The organism is Pseudoalteromonas shioyasakiensis (assembly GCF_022398475.1).
Lineage (GTDB): Bacteria > Pseudomonadota > Gammaproteobacteria > Enterobacterales > Alteromonadaceae > Pseudoalteromonas.
The window spans coordinates 1-18,395 of sequence record NZ_JAKEVM010000093.1 but is presented as its reverse complement, the minus strand read 5'-3'; the positions used below and the strand labels follow the sequence as shown (position 1 = coordinate 18,395).

General features: G+C 41.9%; 14 protein-coding genes. 13 read left to right on the top strand and 1 reads right to left on the bottom strand.

Going from position 1 to position 18,395, the window contains the following annotated elements; translation table 11 throughout:
* The first annotated feature begins 322 nt into the window (after window positions 1-322).
* The 13 genes from blaOXA to L1D51_RS14930 all read left to right on the top strand — a co-directional run bounded on the left by blaOXA (window position 323) and on the right by L1D51_RS14930 (window position 15,138).
* Window positions 323-1,096: a class D beta-lactamase gene (blaOXA, locus tag L1D51_RS14990; protein ID WP_239964019.1), complete on the top strand. Its 774-nt coding sequence runs from the start codon at window positions 323-325 to the stop codon at window positions 1,094-1,096.
* Between the two features lie 175 nt (window positions 1,097-1,271).
* Window positions 1,272-2,414: an FG-GAP repeat domain-containing protein gene (locus L1D51_RS14985; protein ID WP_239964018.1), complete on the top strand. Its 1,143-nt coding sequence runs from the start codon at window positions 1,272-1,274 to the stop codon at window positions 2,412-2,414.
* 505 nt (window positions 2,415-2,919) lie between these two features.
* Window positions 2,920-4,356, top strand: coding sequence for an alpha/beta fold hydrolase (locus tag L1D51_RS14980; RefSeq protein WP_239964017.1), 1,437 nt, complete (start codon window positions 2,920-2,922; stop codon window positions 4,354-4,356).
* A complete protein-coding gene (locus L1D51_RS14975) occupies window positions 4,340-5,212 on the top strand; it encodes a hypothetical protein (RefSeq protein ID WP_239964016.1) in 873 nt (290 codons plus the stop codon). Before L1D51_RS14980 ends, L1D51_RS14975 begins: the two co-directional genes overlap by 17 nt.
* Window positions 5,213-5,429: 217 nt before the next feature.
* Window positions 5,430-6,671, top strand: coding sequence for a hypothetical protein (locus L1D51_RS14970; protein ID WP_239964015.1), 1,242 nt, complete (start codon window positions 5,430-5,432; stop codon window positions 6,669-6,671).
* 28 nt (window positions 6,672-6,699) lie between these two features.
* On the top strand, window positions 6,700-8,076 hold the full coding sequence (locus tag L1D51_RS14965; RefSeq protein WP_239964014.1) for an SH3 domain-containing protein: 1,377 nt from the start codon (window positions 6,700-6,702) through the stop codon (window positions 8,074-8,076).
* Window positions 8,077-8,084: 8 nt separating this feature from the next.
* Window positions 8,085-9,197, top strand: a complete 1,113-nt coding sequence (locus L1D51_RS14960; protein ID WP_239964013.1) for a dipeptide epimerase — start codon at window positions 8,085-8,087, stop codon at window positions 9,195-9,197.
* Window positions 9,194-9,943, top strand: a complete 750-nt coding sequence (locus L1D51_RS14955) for a L,D-transpeptidase family protein (RefSeq protein WP_166338091.1) — start codon at window positions 9,194-9,196, stop codon at window positions 9,941-9,943. The genes L1D51_RS14960 and L1D51_RS14955 overlap by 4 nt, the downstream gene beginning before the upstream one ends.
* An 80-nt stretch (window positions 9,944-10,023) precedes the next feature.
* On the top strand, window positions 10,024-11,592 hold the full coding sequence (locus L1D51_RS14950; RefSeq protein ID WP_239964012.1) for a sodium:solute symporter: 1,569 nt from the start codon (window positions 10,024-10,026) through the stop codon (window positions 11,590-11,592).
* Window positions 11,593-12,504: a glucosamine kinase nucleotide-binding domain-containing protein gene (locus L1D51_RS14945; RefSeq protein WP_239964011.1), complete on the top strand. Its 912-nt coding sequence runs from the start codon at window positions 11,593-11,595 to the stop codon at window positions 12,502-12,504.
* Window positions 12,494-13,429, top strand: coding sequence for an N-acetylmuramic acid 6-phosphate etherase (murQ, locus tag L1D51_RS14940; protein ID WP_054560801.1), 936 nt, complete (start codon window positions 12,494-12,496; stop codon window positions 13,427-13,429). The genes L1D51_RS14945 and murQ overlap by 11 nt, the downstream gene beginning before the upstream one ends.
* Window positions 13,429-14,607: an exo-beta-N-acetylmuramidase NamZ family protein gene (locus L1D51_RS14935; protein WP_239964010.1), complete on the top strand. Its 1,179-nt coding sequence runs from the start codon at window positions 13,429-13,431 to the stop codon at window positions 14,605-14,607. The genes murQ and L1D51_RS14935 overlap by 1 nt, the downstream gene beginning before the upstream one ends.
* Window positions 14,608-14,709: 102 nt before the next feature.
* Window positions 14,710-15,138, top strand: coding sequence for an energy transducer TonB (locus L1D51_RS14930; protein WP_239964009.1), 429 nt, complete (start codon window positions 14,710-14,712; stop codon window positions 15,136-15,138).
* Window positions 15,139-15,202: 64 nt separating this feature from the next.
* On the opposite strand, the gene L1D51_RS14925 is transcribed toward L1D51_RS14930, so the two are convergent.
* Complete coding sequence (locus tag L1D51_RS14925; protein ID WP_239964008.1) at window positions 15,203-18,223, bottom strand: carboxypeptidase regulatory-like domain-containing protein; 3,021 nt, start codon at window positions 18,221-18,223, stop codon at window positions 15,203-15,205.
* Between the last annotated feature and the right edge of the window lie 172 nt (window positions 18,224-18,395).

Below are 18,395 nucleotides of genomic sequence, written 5' to 3'. Positions count from 1 at the left end.
TTTTATATATGTGAAAGATACAAACAAAAGGCTGGATGTACTTAATAGTCTGCCAGAGGAGGGGAAAGTTGCCCGCACACCGATCAATAACACTTTGAGCAGGTTAGGTTAGCATCCATTATTTTGCTATAGGGATTAACAAATTAAGGTTGTTTAGGATTTGATTACGAAAATAAGCAGCAAAGCTGTAAATCAACCATTGAGCTTAATTATCAATTTGTTAAAACTTACCTATGAGAAGGTACGTGATTGCAAGTCAGAAATATGCGTGGTTTGCGCATTATTAAATGTTATGAACACCTCTCACACCTTTGGAGGTTATATGAAACAGACTTTGATTTTTATTTTGACCCTATTTTATTCTATTGCTTCGATAGCTGAGGACGCCCAACTGGCAGCAATATTTGATCGATACGAAACTGAAGGGACGATATTGATTTCTTCAATTGGTGGTGAGAAAGAGTTTATATATAACGAAAGTCGTGCGGGTCAGCGTTTTGCTGTTGCTTCTACATTTAAAATACTAAATTCATTGATCGCCCTAGAGGAAAAAATAGTTTTAAAGAAAGAATCGATTATCAAGTGGGATGGAACGGAATATGGTATTCGCTCTTGGAATGGAGATCAGACGTTGGCCAGTGCATATAAAGTGTCATGCGTTTGGTGCTATCAACGAATAGCTGAAAGAATTGGCGCTGAAAAATATCGTTTTTATATTGATGCACTGGGTTATGGCCAAATTAGTGAAGTTTTTAATGAAACTACGTTCTGGTTAGATGGCAGTTTAAAGAATAGCGCTAATGAACAAGTGGACTTTTTAAAAGAAGTTTATAGGCGATCATTGCCATTCAGTTTGTCCTCTTATGAAACCTTGAATGATATTATGACTGAAGAAGAGTCTAGTTTATATGTGATTAGGGCAAAGACAGGCTGGGCAAAGCGCGTTGAACCCCAGGTTGGTTGGTATGTTGGGTATATTGAAACTAAAAACGATACTTGGTTTTTTGCAACAAATATAACAATTAATAGCATAGCTGACTTATCCCTGCGGAAGAAAATCACTCTAGAGGCTTTGAGAACAAAGGGTATTATATAAAATTAGATAACAAGGTAAATCTGCCAGCTCGGACTTTAATCAGTGAAGCAACGGAGTCATCTATAGGTTTAAGGTGTAACTCCATTTTTTGAACTTCATTTAAGATTGAGTTGATGGGTATCTAAATATTTATTGGTATGACGATTTTATGTTAAAGACTAACAGGAGTGTACTGATGGGACATAGTTTAGAGACACGGATACTAAAAATTCTAAAAATACTTCCGGTTAGTCAAATCGTACTTTTTTTATGGCTACCCGCCAACTGTTTTGCTACAGATTTTCGATCACACCCTTTTCTTGAATTTGACATTGAGGGTCGACTTTCAGCGCACAGTGAACTAGTAGACATTGATAGAGATGGCGACTTGGACATTGTTGTTGCAAATGGTCGGCATTGGCCGCAGGCAAATATGATCTACTTGAATGATGGACGAGGTCGCATGATTGAGTCATTTCGTCTGGGTGCTAAAAACAAAGCCTCTTATATCGTGCGCTCAGGTGATCTAGATGGAGACGGTGATTCAGATGTAGTTGTTATTGGGGACAACTTGCCGATTGAAGTCTATACAAATAATGATGGCTCATTCGATGAACCTAAATACCTTCTTAAAAGCAGATCTTATGCCAGAGGAGCAGTACTAACTGACCTAAATGGTGATAAAAAAGTTGACTTGGTAGTGGTTCCTAGACGGGGAAAGAGTAGGCTGTATTTTGGCAATGGGATAGGTTCGTTTTCAGACTCTAATGAATTACCTATACCGGTAATTGGGGCTACTGGAGTTGTAGCGGGCGATATAGATTACGATGGTGATGTTGACCTAGTTGCGGCACTTAGGGATGATCAGTCAAGTGTTTTATTAATCAACGATGGAAAAGGTTCATTTGTTAGTAAGCCACTGCTTGGAAGCGAAGGAGATCATCGCCAGGCGTTGATAGGTGAGTTCACGAATGATGATTATCAAGATATAATTTTAGGCGATTTAAATGGCAACATAAAACTAATCGTAGGTACACCAAATGGTAGTTTCAAACAGCCTATTATAATTAATGATAAGGCTTTATTCGCACGCTCTTTGGCATCTGGCGATCTTGATGATGATGGTGACCTAGATGTCGTGGTAGGTGGTGATGAACAAACTAACTTCGCTCTTTATAATTTGGGAAATGGTAAATTTAGACTGGTTGAATTAACTACAGAGGCAAATGACACTTACGGTGTTAGTTTAGGTGATTTGAATAATGATGGACTATTAGATATCGTCTTTTCTAATTCAGAAAGTTCAAATGTTATTTTGCTTAACCGCAAGAATAAATAGTCAACTCAGTATTTTTTCGCCTTTAATTTATCGAATTAAATAATTCTGAATTTATATGTGTGGTACCTTAACAGTGCAAATATCATCTCAGCAATTACAAGAGCGACTTCAGTCGCGAGCATCACAGTTTCTTCACCACAAATTAAACCCTCAACTCAAAATACAAATGCCCCCGTAGGCGTGAAACTTGTTTCGCGCGTATCACGATGCTGTCGCCATAAATGACGACCTACAGGGTAGGAGCGACTTTAGTCGCGAACATCATGCTTCCACACCACAAATTAAATCCCAACTCAAAATATAAAAAATGCACCCCGTAGGCGTGAAACTTGTTTCGCGCGTATCACGATACTGTCGCCATGAATGATGATCTACACCTCTCACATCTTGCTATCTATCCCAGAATAAGCATTTCTCAATGTAAGGTTCATGCTCATGCATTATTTACATTTAACCGACAAAGGGTACAATCTCGCTAATATAATAATAATTAAACCAATATCCCTTGCGTCTATTTCATTTATTCTTTTTTTATTGCATTTTGCTTGGTTCGTTTGCTGCGCAAAGCGAGCCAGTTGTATCGCAATCAACACCATTAAACCAAAAGCAAATCCAAGCACTCAAATTTGAATCTCCTATTAAAGCAGATTGGTTGTTTAGTACTTACCAAGAGTCCGTATTTAATTCATCAATTTTGGTCTTAGAGGCCGGTGATAAAAAGTCGCCGCCTTTGCTGCTTGTGCATGGTTTAGGCGTATTAGGTATGCAAGATTGGTTTGGGGTTATTCCTGAACTCACTAAGCATTATCATGTTATTGCGATTGATTTACCTGGTTTTGCTCACTCAGAAAGCCCCGAAGGGCGTTACTCTCCTCGCAATTATGCTGCTGTACTGGCGGAAGTGGTCGATCACTATATTGCTGAACCAACCACGGTTGTGGGTCATTCGATGGGGGGCGCGGTCAGCCTGTATTTTGCTGGCAAATACCCGGAGAAACTCAATAAACTGGTGCTAGTCGACGCAGCGGGTATCTTACATAAAGTGGCATTTATAAAGCCTATCTCCAACGTACCTAAGCCTAATACTAAGCTACCTAAATTTCTCTCAACTAAGTTAGCTCAGCTCAATGATTTTACAACCGGACTCATTGAAGAAGGGGCGATTGATTCATACCTGACAGAGTTATTGCAGCGTAGTGATGGTGCGTGGAAGCTAGTAATGGGTGAAACACCAAATATGAATGCAGCGCTGAGTTTAGTTGAAGAAGACTTTAGCGAGATTGTCAGCAATCTGAAAATAGAAACACATATTATTTGGGGTGAAGAAGATGCAGTAGCTCCATTACGAACTGCAAAAGTATTGAACAGCCAGCTAATCAACAGTGATTTAGCTACTTTGCCTGATGTGGGCCATGTGCCAATGAAGCAACAGCCCAGCCAGTTTTTAGCTTTATTAAATCGTGCATTTACTGGGGAAGTTAAAAAAGCAGCCAGTGCAGAAGTTTCTGATAAACAAATCGAAACATTTCATTGTGAAGATCAGCACAGCCGCGAGTTTTCAGGCCATTACCGACATATGATCATTGAAGACTGTAATAATGTGTTACTTAAAAATGTGGTTGCTGAATCTATCCGTATTAAAGATTCTTTAGTGAGATTAGAAAATGTAAGCTTATCAGGGGCTAAACTCGCTTTAAATATTAAGCGTTCTGTGGTTGAACTAACCAATGTCACTATTACGGCACAACAAGGTGTAAAACTGAATGAAAGCCGATTTGATGGTGCTGGTGTGCAAATCAATGCATCAGAGCATGCAATAAGCGTTGTCGATGACAGTAATATTATATTCTCGTTAAGTAGAATCCATAGCCCGATATACCAAGGTTTGGCACATGATGCCATAGAAGTAGAAAAAGGAATTATTGATGACCGCTTTAAATAGCATCCCTTTTGTTAAATTAGCAGCGTGCTCGCTGTTTTGTGTCGCTTTACTAAGTGGTTGCAAATCAACAAAGACTGAGCAACAACAATATGCTGATCTACAAGATAGTTTTAGTTATGAAACGTACAGGGGAGTGTCGAATACCAGTGTCGATACCATTGCTTATGGTTATAACAAACTGCAAAAAGAACAGTTAGAGCAAATAGGTGCAATTGAGCCAACACTGACTCATGCCATGATGAGCTACATTTTGAGCCTTGGTGTAAGTAAAGATTTTGCAATTGCTGAAAGCGACTTAGCGCTTGCTAAAGCGACTGATATGCGGGGTAAATATTTAGCATACAGTGCTCAGTCTTTGGCTTTTTATAACAAAGGCTGGCGTAAAATGGCTAAACAAAAAGCTGACTTCATTCGCACCGATCCTTTGTTTGCGACAGTGAGCCAGAGCTATCCAAAAGAGCAGCTTATTTCTTATCTTATTATTGGCAGTGTTGCAGTACGTGATGGTGACCTAGCGACAGCACAAAACATGTTTTATGTGATTGGTGAGCAGATTGAAAAACCCTGGTTACCAAGCTTAGCAAAAGCGTTAACGGTAACCCTAAATGGCTCAACAATAGACTCATTAATCATGCTAAAAGATATCAGCACAGATCCCTCTTTAAACGGCTATGAACGTGAGAAAATAGCCGAACTGATGGATGTTGTGCAAAGCAAATTAAGCGATAAAAAGAAGCGTCAAAAAATCACCCATATTGCTGACGATTTCTTTCTCGACCGCATTAAGGATAAAAGCTCAACGCTATATCGTGATTTGATCACTGACTTACAAAAATACACTGAGCAAGTTCTTTAATCTCTTAAGAGGTTGAGTGTAGTTTCACACTCAACTTCACCTAAATCCTCACTGTTTCAAATCCTTTACTCAATAAAACCGAGTTAATTTGCTTCACGGTCAATTTGTGTTAGATTTAATAAAATATTCCAAAAATAATAACAAGTGGGAATTTTATTTTATGTATGCGAAAGGTGCATATCAAAACAGGCTGGCTATAAGTTGCGGCTTGATCCTCTTGGCTGGTTGTCAAACTAGCACAGAAACAGCCCCGTTAACCGAGCAACAATACTTTGAGCAGGTGATGTTAGCGCCTGCTATTTTGCCAGACGATTTAACGAATACCGGTTGTTTATCGCTTGAGAGTGAAACTAAGCTGCAAAGCTATAAATCAGCGGCTGAGGTTAATTACCAGCAAACAGGTTGGCAAAACAGAGTTGCGGCCGATTGGCAGTATTTTTTAGCCCCAGAGCAACCGGGCAAGCTACTCCTAATTGATTATCAAGTTCAAGCAGGGCAATTAGCTTACCGGTATTTAAGTGACGGCAGCCACAATGAGTTGTATGAACCTTGGGGTTCATCAAAAATTCAAGCGTTTAGCGGTGCGCTGTCAAAAGTAAGGCAAACCCACCCTGAGCTTGGTGCAGCTTCATTTGCCGGTGATACAGCACTGGCTGATTTGATCAGCAGTATTAATAGTTACGAAGCATTTGGTAAAGCCGATGGTAATTCAAATGCGATAGCCAGTTATTTTGTCAATGTCGCAGGGCGCGAATATTTGCGTGGGCTTTTTAATGAAGGCTGGCTAAAACTACAGGATCAGCGTTTGTTATTTAACGGCGCATATGGCTCAGAGCAGTTTATGCCATCAGACGAATACTGGCATAACCTTGTCAATAATGAGCTTGATGCAAAGATAGCTCGGTTCAAAGCAAGCAGTGATGATCCTAGCTATTTAGGGTATCGTTGTGAGAGCTGTGGTTTAACGGGCAACAAAGCAATGACCACACTTGCTCAAGCGGAATGGTTAAAACGTCTGGTTAGTCATCAGCGTGAACCAAGTACGCAAATGCCTTTTTTACAAGCAAGTGATGTTGATGTGTTACTTAACGGCACAGGTCATACAGATGAACATGCTCCTGTAGGCGGTATGATGGTGGGTATCAGTCATATCGTTACAAATGCATTGGCAAATGTTATTGCTCCCAATGATAGTCGCTCAGCAAAAGAAGTGCTCGATAGCGCAACGGATGGGCAATGGCGTGTTTGGCAAAAAATTGGCTGGGGGCCAAGTGAAACGCGCTCCACCACAGAAACCGTAATGTTGGCACATGTGTGTTTAGGCAATTACCAAGGTGGCCGTGAGTTTACGTTTAGTGTACAGCAGTCAACTTCGGGGGCCGACGAAGCCAATTTGCCAATAGTCGGTAAGCAAATGCAGCAAAAGTTGCAGCATGCTTTTACAAAATTATTAGATTAACGCGTTCAATAAGAATTAAGGTACAGCTATGCGTCGTTCAATTATCGCTTTATCAATTACTTTAGGTGTTGCTTTTAGTGCACCTATGCATGCTGAGGGTTGGCAATCAGATGTTATCGGGGTCACGCAGTCACAGCTTTCGCCTAGCTACTGGCTAGCACAAGGTGCATCGGCAAAAGTGATCATGGCTGAGGCGCAAATTGCAGCCTTCAACGAGAAATTAATTAAAGAAAATAAATATATTGTTGATCCTCTTTCATTTCAAAAATCGCTCACTAAAGACGAGCTAACAAGCGCCATTCATTCAGCAAGTTCAATTCCAAAAAGCCCGCGCTTTTTTACCGATGGCCGACAACTCACCGCGAAAGACTTTGCTAAATATCAGGCTAATTTAAACCTTAACAAGGTCATAGATAACAATGAGGTACGCTTTGCTGTGGTCGTTAAGCGCACTGCATTACGTACTTTTCCAACTTGGGATCGGGTTTTAAATAGCGGCCTTGATCAAGACTTAGATCGCTTTCAAGAAAGCGGTATGTTTCCGGGCGAAGCGGTTGCTGTATTACATCAAAGCGCAGATAAAAAATGGTTGTTAGTACGTGCTTACAACTATCTTGCGTGGACGCCTGCCGAAGATCTTGCCTTTGCTGATGCAGATAAAATAAAAGCTTATCGCGAACAAGATAACTTTTTGGTGGTAACCGGTGCAAAGGTCAATACTGCTTATGTGCCAAACGATGAAACCCTCTCAGAAGTTCAGCTCGATATGGGAGTACGCTTACCATTAGTTGATAGTGAGCAAGTACCGTATTTGCTCAACGGCCAAAACAGCTATGCTAGCCATGTTGTACAGTTACCTACCCGCGATGAGCAAGGCAAACTTGTTATTAAACCTGCAATGATAAGTAAAACTGCCGATGTAAATTTAGGCTACCTAGACTACAACGAGCAGAATCTCATTAAACAAGGCTTTAAGTTTTTAGGCGAGCGCTATGGTTGGGGCCATGATTACAATGGTCGTGACTGTACTGGCTTTGTTGGTGAAATTTATAAGAGCTTTGGCCTACTAATGCCGCGTAATTCAGGCCAGCAAGGTAGTAGTGAATACGGGCAAAATAATCGCTTTGATAAAAATACTGCGGCAGATGATAAGTTACCGACGGTTAAAAATATGGCGATTGGCGATCTTATTTATATTCCGGGTCATGTAATGATGTACTTAGGAGAGCATCATGGTGAGCCTTATGTTATTCATGACGTTAAAGGCTTAGGTTATAACAAAGGCGATGGCAGTTTTTATAATAGTGCCTTGAATGGGGTGTCGGTCACACCATTATTGCCACTTAGATTATCTCAAGAAACCAGCTACTTAGATCGTGTTTATAACATTAAGCGTATTCGCTAGAGGCCATTATGAAAATTAAAGCTGTTCGCTTTGCAAAGCTCAAAGTGCCATTAGTTACCACATTTAAAACAGCACTGAGAGAAGTGAGTTTTATTGAGGATTTAGTGGTTTTAATCGACACCGAATGTGGCCAAATTGGCTATGGCTCTGCGGCTTCAACACCGGTTATTACAGGTGATACCCATCAAGGAATGATCGCGGTCATTCAGCAGTTTATTGCCCCTAAATTAGTGGGGCAAGAAATCGAAAACATCAATCAGCTTACCCACATTATTCAATCTACGGTGGTTGGTAACAGTAGTGCAAAAGCGGCTTTGGAGTTAGCGGTTTACGACTTATGGGGCAAGCTCTATCAAGCGCCTTTGTATAAGCTACTTGGTGGTGGTAAGTCAGCGCTGAAAACCGATATCACCATTAGTGTCGATAACATAGATAAAATGCTCAGTGATTGTCAGCGAGCGGTTGAGCAAGGTTTTGATGTATTGAAAATAAAAATCGGTAATAACCTTAATCAAGATATTGAACGAGTAAAAGCAATCCATGCAGGGTTTGCCGCTAAGGCGCAGCTGCGTTTAGATGTAAACCAAGGCTGGAGTGCCAAACAAACTGTGTTTGCACTGCAGCAACTTGAGCAAGCCGGCGTGGTATTAGAGTTGGTTGAGCAGCCAGTAAAAAGCAGTGATATTCAAGGTCTCAAATATATTACTAAGCGAGTGAATACCCCGATTATGGCCGATGAAAGCGCCTTTTCACCTAAGCAAGTGATCCAACTTTTAGAGCTTGGCGCAGTTGATATTATCAATATTAAATTAATGAAAACGGGCGGCTTAAGCCGAGCAATTGAGATTGCTAATATCACAGCCCAATACCAAGCAGAGTGTATGATTGGTTGTATGCTAGAGGGCAGTATTGCCGTAGCTGGTGCTGCACATTTAGCCTCTGCCAAAGCGCAGCAAATCAGTAAAATCGATTTAGATGGCCCAGCCCTTGGTCAGTATGACCCAGTGCAAGGGGGCGTTGAATTTAGCGGTCCACAAATACGCTTATCGGATGCCCCGGGTCTTGGCATTGAATCAATAACGGGGCTTGAACTAATTACAAACGGAGTATGGCCAGCATGAAAAAACTAGTCAGTCTTATTGCAGTTATGAGTTTATCGGCTTGTGCCAGCAAAGAGTTACCTAAACCTGTTATTGATAACAGTCATCAACAGCTCGTGGTGGTGGTGGCCAATGATAGTGATGCCATTGATGCCACCTTGTATCGCTTTGAAAAAACCGCTGGCAGCTGGCAACAACAAGGTCAGCAACACGCGGTGGTACTGGGTCGTACTGGCCTTGCATGGGGAGTGGGGCTGCATCCTGCACAACCGGGTCAGCAAAAACAAGAAGGTGATGGTAAAGCGCCAGCAGGTATTTTTGAGCTTGGTACTGCTTTTGGTTATTTAGATTCATTGCAAACAAACCTCAGTTATCAAGCAATGACAGCAAATGATTATTGTATTGATGTGAAAGGCTCACCGTTTTATAACCAGTTGGTTGATAAAGCACAAGTAGGTGAAGACGCCGTAAAAGACTCTTCAGAATGGATGCGTCGTGATATTTACAGTCAAGATAACCTTTATAAAAAAGGCATTGTTGTTAAGCATAACCCAAGCAATATCAATGGTGCGGGCAGTTGTATCTTTATGCATTTATGGCGGGCACCAAGTAAGCCAACAGCAGGTTGTACAGCAATGACAGAAAGCGATATGGATGCGTTACTTGCTTGGTTAGATGAGCGTAAAAAACCGTTATTAGTCAGCTTGACCAAAGCGCAATATCAACAAAAGCAAAGTCAGTGGCAATTACCTAACTTAGCTAAATAAAAATAATAAAATAAAAGTATTTTAATTTTGTCATAATGGTGGAATAATATATTCCATTGAGGTTTGGGTTAGGATAATAAATGAGTGCAAATTACGCTTTTCTCGATTGGCTAGTATTCGCAAGTTACGGTGCAATTTTATTGTTAAGTGGCTGGTGGTTTAATCGCAAACGCGCTAACTCAAGCCAAGATTTTTTTCTAGGCGGAAATAGTATGCCAACTTGGATGGTGGCTATTTCTGTTTTAGCGACTTCGCAATCTGCGGCAACGTTTATTGGTGGGCCAGATCAAGGCTATCAAGGTGACTTTTCTTACCTTGCGACTAATATCGGTGCGTTTATTGCGGCATTTGTGGTGTCGGCGTTTTTAATTCCAAAGTTCTACCAGCAAAAAGTGTTCACTGTATATGAACTGCTTGAAAAACGTATCGGGCCAAAGGCCAAGCGCCGTAGTGGCATGATGTATTTATTTGGCCGTGTGTTTGCCAGTGGTGCTCGTTTATACATGGCCGCTATTGCGGTGGCGATGATTCTATATGGCAATATCGATGCCGATAGTGTGGTTATCGCGACTTTAGTGCTGGCGCTGGCGGGTCTGCTTTATACCTTTTTGGGTGGCATTCGCAGCGTTATTTATTCTGATGTACTGCAAAGTATCGTTTATGTCAGTGCGGCTATTGCGGTTATTTGGTGCTTGTTGAATGTTATTCCGGCTGACTTTTCAACCATTATTGCAACGCTGAATGAACCAAGTCCTGGTGCAGATTCAAAACTTGCGCTGTTTAAATTTGATTTAGACTTTGGCCCGTCAGGGGTATTTAACATGGCCTCTGTGTTAACGGGGTTTGTGCTATTAAACATCGCCGCATTTGGTTTAGACCAAGATATGACGCAGCGTTTATTAACCTGTAAAAGTCCAAAAGAAGGCAGTAAAGCGTTATTACTATCGGTGGTGATGGTGATCCCGGTTATGGCTATTTTTATCTTTATTGGTTTGCTGCTTTATATTGTTTATCAGCAACCTGCACTAATGAATAACGAAGCTGGGCAAACGGTCGTACAAGAATTTAACGGCGAAAAAATCACTATCTTTATGTACTACGTATTAAACGAAGTACCAGCCGGGGTTAAAGGTTTAGTCAGCGTGGGTATTATTGCAGCTGCTATTTCTACTTTGAACTCTGGGCTTAGTTCGATGTCTTCAGTCATCGTACAAGATATCTATCGCCCGTATTTAGAAAAACATAACAAGCAAGTAAGCGATCATCACTTTGTAAAAGCGGGTCGTGTGGGTATGGCACTAGTGAGCCTTGCCTTAGCGCTGATGGCTATTCTTTGTTATTTCTGGCAGCAATACAGTGATATGCCATTATTAAAATTTGCGCTAAGTGTAATGGTATTTTCGTACAGCGGTTTGTTAGGTGTGTATTTTACTACCTTGTTCACCAAACGAGGCAGTGAAGGCTCAGTGTTAGCAGCACTAATAGCGGGCTTTGTGGTGACCTTATTAATGCAGCCGTACATGATTGACTGGTTACTACCCGAATCAATGCGCTTTTACTTAGGATTTACTTGGCAGCTATGCATAGGTACATTGCTCGCAACACTGGTGTGTTGCCTTGGTAAAGCGGCGCACGAGAAGAGTGCGTAAATGGCTGTACGCTATGTTTTAGCCATCGATGGTGGCGGCACCAAAGTGTTAGCAGAGCTAAAAGAGCAGGCAAGTGGCGCGACTTTTCGTGCCCAGGCGGGTTCGGCATCAATTTCGAATGATCTTGATTTAGCGTTAGAAAACATTGTTAAAGTGACCCGTGATGTATGCCAGCAAAGTGGCGCTGAGCCTAGTGAAATCGTCACCGTTATGGGGGTTGCTGGTGGCTCATCGCAGAGCCTTGCTGAACAATTAACAGTGATGCTCAAGCTGGTTTACGAAATAGAATTTGCCAGTTTGCAAATTACCAGTGATGCAATTACGTCATTATATGGTGCTAATCTTGGTGAACCATGTGTGGTTATTGCACTTGGCACCGGTGCCGTCGGCGCAAGATTAAACGCTCAAAAGCAAACTAAGCTGGTGAGTGGCTGGGGTTTTACCGTTGATGATTTTGGCGGTGGTGCGCGTATCGGCCTGATGGCTGTGCAGCAATTATTAAACGATATAGATATTTACGATTTACCAAAAAGCCGATTAACGATTCGTTTGAGTGAGCAGCTAGGATGCACTCGTCAAACAATTAGTCGTTGGCTTAAACAAGCAAAACCCGCGGATTATGCAGCATTTAGCCCGTTGGTGTTTAGCTTACAAAACGACTGTGAGGCGGCAAAAGCGGTATTAACAGAGCACACCCAATCGGTGGTTAGGTTAATAAATAAAAGCCGAGGTAACTCGCCGTTACCGGTGATTTTAATTGGTGGTTTGGCGAAAGTTAGCCAACCGTTATTGCCACTTGCCTTACAAAACGAATTATCTCCTTGTAAGGGAGATTCATTAACTGGTGCCGCCATTTTAGCGGTAAAGCATTACCATGACATTATTGAAAAAGGACAACCCAATGAGCCCTGAGCACGTCTTTAAGCAACAACGTGAGTTACTCGAAGAGTTAAACGGTATTGTCTCTGAAGGACAAAACCCTGACACTTTGGATATCGATCTGCTCAGCTCCACTGAGATCCTCACTAAAATCAATAATGAAGATCACAAAGTAGCGGGTGCCGTGAAACTTGTGATCCCACAAATTAGTGAAGCTGTCGATCATGTGGTAGAAGCATTTCAACAAGGTGGCAGGTTAATATACATTGGTGCTGGCACCAGTGGTCGTTTGGGTATTTTGGATGCGGTTGAATGTGCACCTACTTATAGCGTAAGCGATCAGCAAGTGCTCGGTATTATTGCTGGTGGTGACACCGCGGTTAAAAAAGCCGTAGAAGGCGCTGAAGATAGCACCACGTTTGCTATTGAAGACTTAAAAAATGCTAATTTAACCAGTAAAGATGTCGTGGTTGGCATTGCCGCCAGCGGTCGAACTCCTTATGTTTGCTCGGCAATTGAATACGCTAAATCACTTGGTTGTGTCACTGTGGGTGTCACTTGCAATCCTGATTCAGCGGTGATGCGTTTACCACAAATCGGCATTTGCCCCGTGGTGGGTGCAGAAGCTGTAACTGGCTCTACACGTATGAAATCGGGCACGGCACAGAAGCTGGTGTTGAATATGCTAAGCACAGCTAGCATGATCCGCACAGGCAAGGTGTATAAAAACCTGATGGTTGATGTGAATGCCAGTAACGAAAAACTGCACGCTCGTGCTATTCGTATTGTGATGCAAGCAACAGAGTGTTCTCAGCAGCAAGCTGTGGATGCATTAAAGCAAGCTGAGCAAAGTGCCAAACTAGCAATTTTAATTGTGTTAACTGGAAAACCAGCCCCTGAAGCAAAGCAGTTATTGTCAAAAGCGGGTGGTTTTTTACGTAAGGCGGTTGAAGAATAATGCGTTTTTTAGCTGTTTTAGTTCTTAGTTGTTTTGCGCTTTTAGGTTGCCAAGAAACACCTACACAAGCGCCTAAAAATGCACAGCCTTTACAGGTGGGCGCGGCCAATTTTCAAGCTTATGTACCTGCATTAACAGGGAAAAGTGTTGGTTTGGTAGTTAATCAAACGTCAGTGGTGAATGGTCAACATTTGGTTGATGCATTACTTGATAAAGGCGTTGTCGTTAGCAAAATATTTGCCCCAGAGCATGGCTTTCGCGGCGACCATGACGCCGGTGCTCACGTTAAAAGCACAGTAGATGCTAAGACAGGTATCGATGTTGTGTCGATATATGGCAGTAATAAAAAGCCAAGCCCTGAGATGCTTGCAGATCTAGATGTCATTATTTTTGATATTCAAGATGTTGGTGTGCGTTTTTACACTTATATCAGTTCAATGCACTATGTGATGGAAGCCGCCGCTGAAAATGGTAAACATGTTGTAGTACTCGATAGACCTAACCCGAATATAGCCTATGTAGATGGACCTATCCTTGATCCGCAATTTCGCTCATTTGTTGGCATGCACGAAATTCCTGTTTTACACGGTATGACAGTGGCTGAGCTTGCTCAGATGATCAAAGGCGAAGGTTGGATAAATGACGCTGATAAGCTTAAGCTGAGTGTAGTGCCTGTTGAGAATTATGACCGCACTATGGCTTATGAGCTACCAATAAAGCCAAGTCCTAACTTACCAAATGCCCAATCAATTGCGCTGTATCCGTCATTGTGTTTCTTTGAAGCTACGCCTGTGACTATTGGCCGGGGCACTGATTTTCCGTTTCAAGTTGTTGGTTACTCGCCAGTTAAACTCGGCGAATTTAGCTTTACGCCAAGGGCGATTAAAGGCGCTTCAATGCACCCTAAATTCAAAGGGGTCGAAGTATTTGGTCAAGACTTACGAGATGCTGATATTCACGGCCTAGATTTAAGCTTGTTTATTTCGGCTTATCAAAAGCTAACTGCGAATGAGCAAACTTTTTTTGAACGTGCTGATTTTATGGATAAACTTGCAGGGACTGATAAATTGCGTTTAGCCATTGAAGCAGGCCAAACTGAGCAGCAAATAAAGCAAAGCTGGCAAGCCGACTTAAGTGCTTTTAAGCGAAAGCGCTCCCCATATTTGCTGTATCAATAATAACTAGATAACTAGATAAATAAGAACGAGGCGCTTGCCTCGTTTTTTTATGCCTATAAAAAGCTATGTTATATTCATGAACTTGATTTACAAGGATATAGCATGAAAGTTCATTTAATTGCTGCATTTACATTACTTGCTGGCTGCTCACAACTCCCAAACACTACAACAACTAACTCAACCGATGTACTCGATCTTCGTGATGATAAAAACGCAGCAGAACAGCTGTGGACACTTAAACATGCAACAAAGCCCAGTTACCCTAAAGCAGCTTTAATATCTAAGCAGACGGGCTGTGCGCGCTTTATTATTACTATTGATAAACAAGGTAATACCACCGATATCCGTTTTGTAGAGAGCTTCCCTGAAGGGCTATTTGTCGATGTGTCGCGAGAGTTGCTTAAAACTTGGCACTGGCAGGCAAGGGAAAGTAACAGCGAATCGAGAGCGATTATTCGAACTGTGCAACTCGACTACTTTATGAAAGAAGCGAGTAATATGTATGCCGCAAAAGCATTTTGTACAATTTAAGTTTTTACTGTTTTTAAGGCATAAAAAAGGGCCGCTATAGCGGCCCCCAACAGGATTGATAAACTTAGAACTTGAAGTTAAACGACAGCTGCACGCGACGTGGGCTGTAGTAGTTACGATATTCACCAAAGGTTTCTGACGAGACATAAGGGTTATTGTTGTAACCTGTTTGACGGTCAAATACGTTGAAGATATCAGCACGGAATTGTAGTTCCATGTCACCTGAGAATTTAAAGTCTTGGGTGTAGTTTAAGTCAAGTTGCCAGTGGCTTGGGCTACGGCGACTACCTGCAGGCTCGCTGTAACGCGTTGTACCACTTGAGTAACCGTAGATCGAACCATCCCATGCTTCCCAAGGTTTACCCGACTGGAAGACAAAGTATGCACCGATGTTCGCATCCCATGGCACAGTGTAGTAACCATACACTTTTACTTTATGCGGTTTATCACCTGATAGTGTGCCGTATTTGTAATCCCAAGGGTAACGGCCGCGGCCATCACCATAGTTCGATGAACCAATGAAGGTATTAGCATCTGTTGTTGCTGTAGTGTTATCTTGGTCGAAGTTACCGTAGTAATGACTCCAAACATAAGAAGCATTGATGTAGCTGTTTTCACCTAGGTATTCAGCTTCGATGCTGGCTTCCCAATATTTAGTCTCACCACCATCTACTTCGGCAATAACATAAGATGAACCACCAATTTCATCACGGATTTCATCTAGGTTATCTACATATAAACCTTTATCTGCAATATGTTGTGGTACGCCATCAGCATCGACGCCAGAGTAGTCAGTTAAGCGTGCATTGTTTGGCATATCTTCCCAGAAATGCGATGCCTTACGGTGACGAACATGAGCACGTAATACTAAATCAGAACCCACATATTTAGTGGTACCAAGTGTAAACTCTTTGATTTGACGAGGTGTTAAATCATCAGCAAATACTTTACCTGATGAGCCTTGACGTGGCTCTGCGTAAATTACGTTACCCGCTTCATCAAATTCAACTTCGATTTCGGCACGGGTATTACGGTCCCAAGATGCAGCTCGCGCTAATGAGCTTGCTTCAGGGTTATACATTGAGAAGTTTGCAAATACTGAGTCTTGATCTGCATAATTCCAATTCACACCTAAACGCGGTTGGATCATATCTGACCAATCTGTTTGGTACATTTTGTATTTTTCGCCTGGTGCTAATTCATAACCAGAGAGCGTGCCAGATGCCGATTTAAGACCTTGACCATACCAAGTATCGCGGCTTACGAGTACACCCACATTGTATGTCCAATCACCTACTTCAATGGTATCGTTGATTTCAAAGTTCAGTGTTTCCATTTCTGAATTAATAGCAGAAACCGCCTCTCCACCTGCTACTAAGCTCATTTGTTGTACGCGAGCACGGTAAATAACCGGCGCAGAGCTGCCTTCTTCTAAGCTTTCATCGAGGCCGCCAATGTAAGAGATAGTTCCCCAACCGTTTGAAAGGCGAGACAGTACTTCTTTACCTTCTTTCCACTCACCGCCGACATGTAACGTGTGGTAAGTATCGCCCCAGCTAAATTCATGCTCTAGGTTTAATTCAAAGCTATCACGGTAAAAGTCGATATTATCGTATCGAGAGTAAGCGCCAACACCACCGCCGCCTCGCATTTCACCATCTTCGGTATAACCGTATTGTGCAATTAGTGGTGCTGCTCCTGCATTATATGCCGCAATCTGCTCTGCTGTGTAGTTATCATCAGCATCTAATAAGCTAGGTACACTGAAATAACCCATTTCAGTTAGGTTACTTAAGTCAAGCTGGCTCGTTAATGAAGGCATTACTGATAATTCAGTATCTGGCCTACCTGCGGTTTCTAGCTCTAACTTACTGTATTGAAATGAAAGAGTTGTTGCATCACCTAAGAGCCACGAACCATCTAAAGTAAAGATATCTTGATCAGCTGTATCACCTACAGAAACACTATCAGCCTCGTAAGCACCAACAGAACGGCCTTCAACTGTTTTCTCTGAAGTACGTTGTGAAATATTAATTAAAATATCGTCAGTAGGCGCCCAAGTTAATTTACCAAAGTACTCATCACGAACACTCTTATAGTCTTTTACAGCACCATAGGCAGTATCTTTATTGGTACGCTCTTCTTCTGGGCGATAATAAGAAGTATAAAAATACAAGGTATCTTCAATAAGCGGGCCGCCTAAACTTGCTGTTAACCAGCTTTTATCTAGCTCATAGCTTTCTTGACCTGTTGGTGTTGCCACTAAACTTTTAGGTTGAACCTTGTATTCAACATTACCGTGGAATTCGTCAGTACCTGATTTTGATACCGTATTGATTGAGAAGCCGCCTGAGCGGTTAAAACCAACGGCTTTTGCACCACCGCGGTCCATAGTTACGTAAGCAACGTCATGAGTTGATGGCTCTGATGCTAAGTTACCAAACATAGGTAGAGATACATCAACACCATCAAAACCATACGAGTTATCAACCCCTGAACCACCCGCAGACGGACCAAGAGTTGAGTTTTCAGATAGTTCAACACCCGGTACTAGTTTTAATAGGTCACGGTAATCTTGTCCAACTGGCACGCTATTGATTGCTTCTTCACCAAGTGAGTTAGTCAGTGCAGACTTACCTTGGCGGAATAATTTACTGCCGGTAACCGTGATGACTTCAACGTTTTCGTTAGCACCACCCATAGTGACGTTTAGGCTCGAAGTTTGTTCAAGTAAAACATCCACAGTCATGGTTTGAGTTACACCGTTTTTATCGGTGAAAGTCAGTTCATAAGTACCTGGTTTTAATTGTGGTAAGTCGTAGCTGCCGTCTTCTCGCGTAACAACGGTACGTGGTTTTGGCATCACATTACTTTTTGCTGTAACAGTGACCCCTGCCAGTGACTGCTGTGCTTCTGGTGATGATACCTTACCTTTGATCCCCCCGGTTAGATTTGCAAAGGCTGGCGCGCTGGCTAGCGCAGCGGCCATAACAACACCTGTAAAGGCTGTTTTCTTTGCGCGAAGTGCATTGCTAGTCGCTTTTGCTATATAGCTCATTGCGAGTGTGGATGCATGTTGTTTCATTGTTTCCCGTCCTTATATTTATATGCTTTGCTGGACTACTTACCCAATTGAGACTTATGAACTTTAAAATTATGTTGCCCATATATTAAACAGGTGTTATTTAAGTTGGTCAAGAATATTTTTTCATTTAAATGTTGTTTTTTAGGAATAAAATATATAACCGATTTTAGGT

What these genes read in the sequence shown, in the direction of transcription:
- L1D51_RS14985 (WP_239964018.1), top strand. Translation starts at nt 1,272, where the DNA reads ATGGGACATAGTTTAGAGACACGGATACTAAAAATTCTAAAAATACTT.
- blaOXA (WP_239964019.1), top strand. Translation starts at nt 323, where the DNA reads ATGAAACAGACTTTGATTTTTATTTTGACCCTATTTTATTCTATTGCT.
- L1D51_RS14950 (WP_239964012.1), top strand. Translation starts at nt 10,024, where the DNA reads ATGAGTGCAAATTACGCTTTTCTCGATTGGCTAGTATTCGCAAGTTAC.
- L1D51_RS14955 (WP_166338091.1), top strand. Translation starts at nt 9,194, where the DNA reads ATGAAAAAACTAGTCAGTCTTATTGCAGTTATGAGTTTATCGGCTTGT.
- L1D51_RS14930 (WP_239964009.1), top strand. Translation starts at nt 14,710, where the DNA reads ATGAAAGTTCATTTAATTGCTGCATTTACATTACTTGCTGGCTGCTCA.
- L1D51_RS14935 (WP_239964010.1), top strand. Translation starts at nt 13,429, where the DNA reads ATGCGTTTTTTAGCTGTTTTAGTTCTTAGTTGTTTTGCGCTTTTAGGT.
- L1D51_RS14945 (WP_239964011.1), top strand. Translation starts at nt 11,593, where the DNA reads ATGGCTGTACGCTATGTTTTAGCCATCGATGGTGGCGGCACCAAAGTG.
- murQ (WP_054560801.1), top strand. Translation starts at nt 12,494, where the DNA reads ATGAGCCCTGAGCACGTCTTTAAGCAACAACGTGAGTTACTCGAAGAG.
- L1D51_RS14960 (WP_239964013.1), top strand. Translation starts at nt 8,085, where the DNA reads ATGAAAATTAAAGCTGTTCGCTTTGCAAAGCTCAAAGTGCCATTAGTT.
- L1D51_RS14925 (WP_239964008.1), bottom strand. Translation starts at nt 18,223, where the DNA reads ATGAAACAACATGCATCCACACTCGCAATGAGCTATATAGCAAAAGCG.
- L1D51_RS14965 (WP_239964014.1), top strand. Translation starts at nt 6,700, where the DNA reads ATGCGTCGTTCAATTATCGCTTTATCAATTACTTTAGGTGTTGCTTTT.
- L1D51_RS14975 (WP_239964016.1), top strand. Translation starts at nt 4,340, where the DNA reads ATGACCGCTTTAAATAGCATCCCTTTTGTTAAATTAGCAGCGTGCTCG.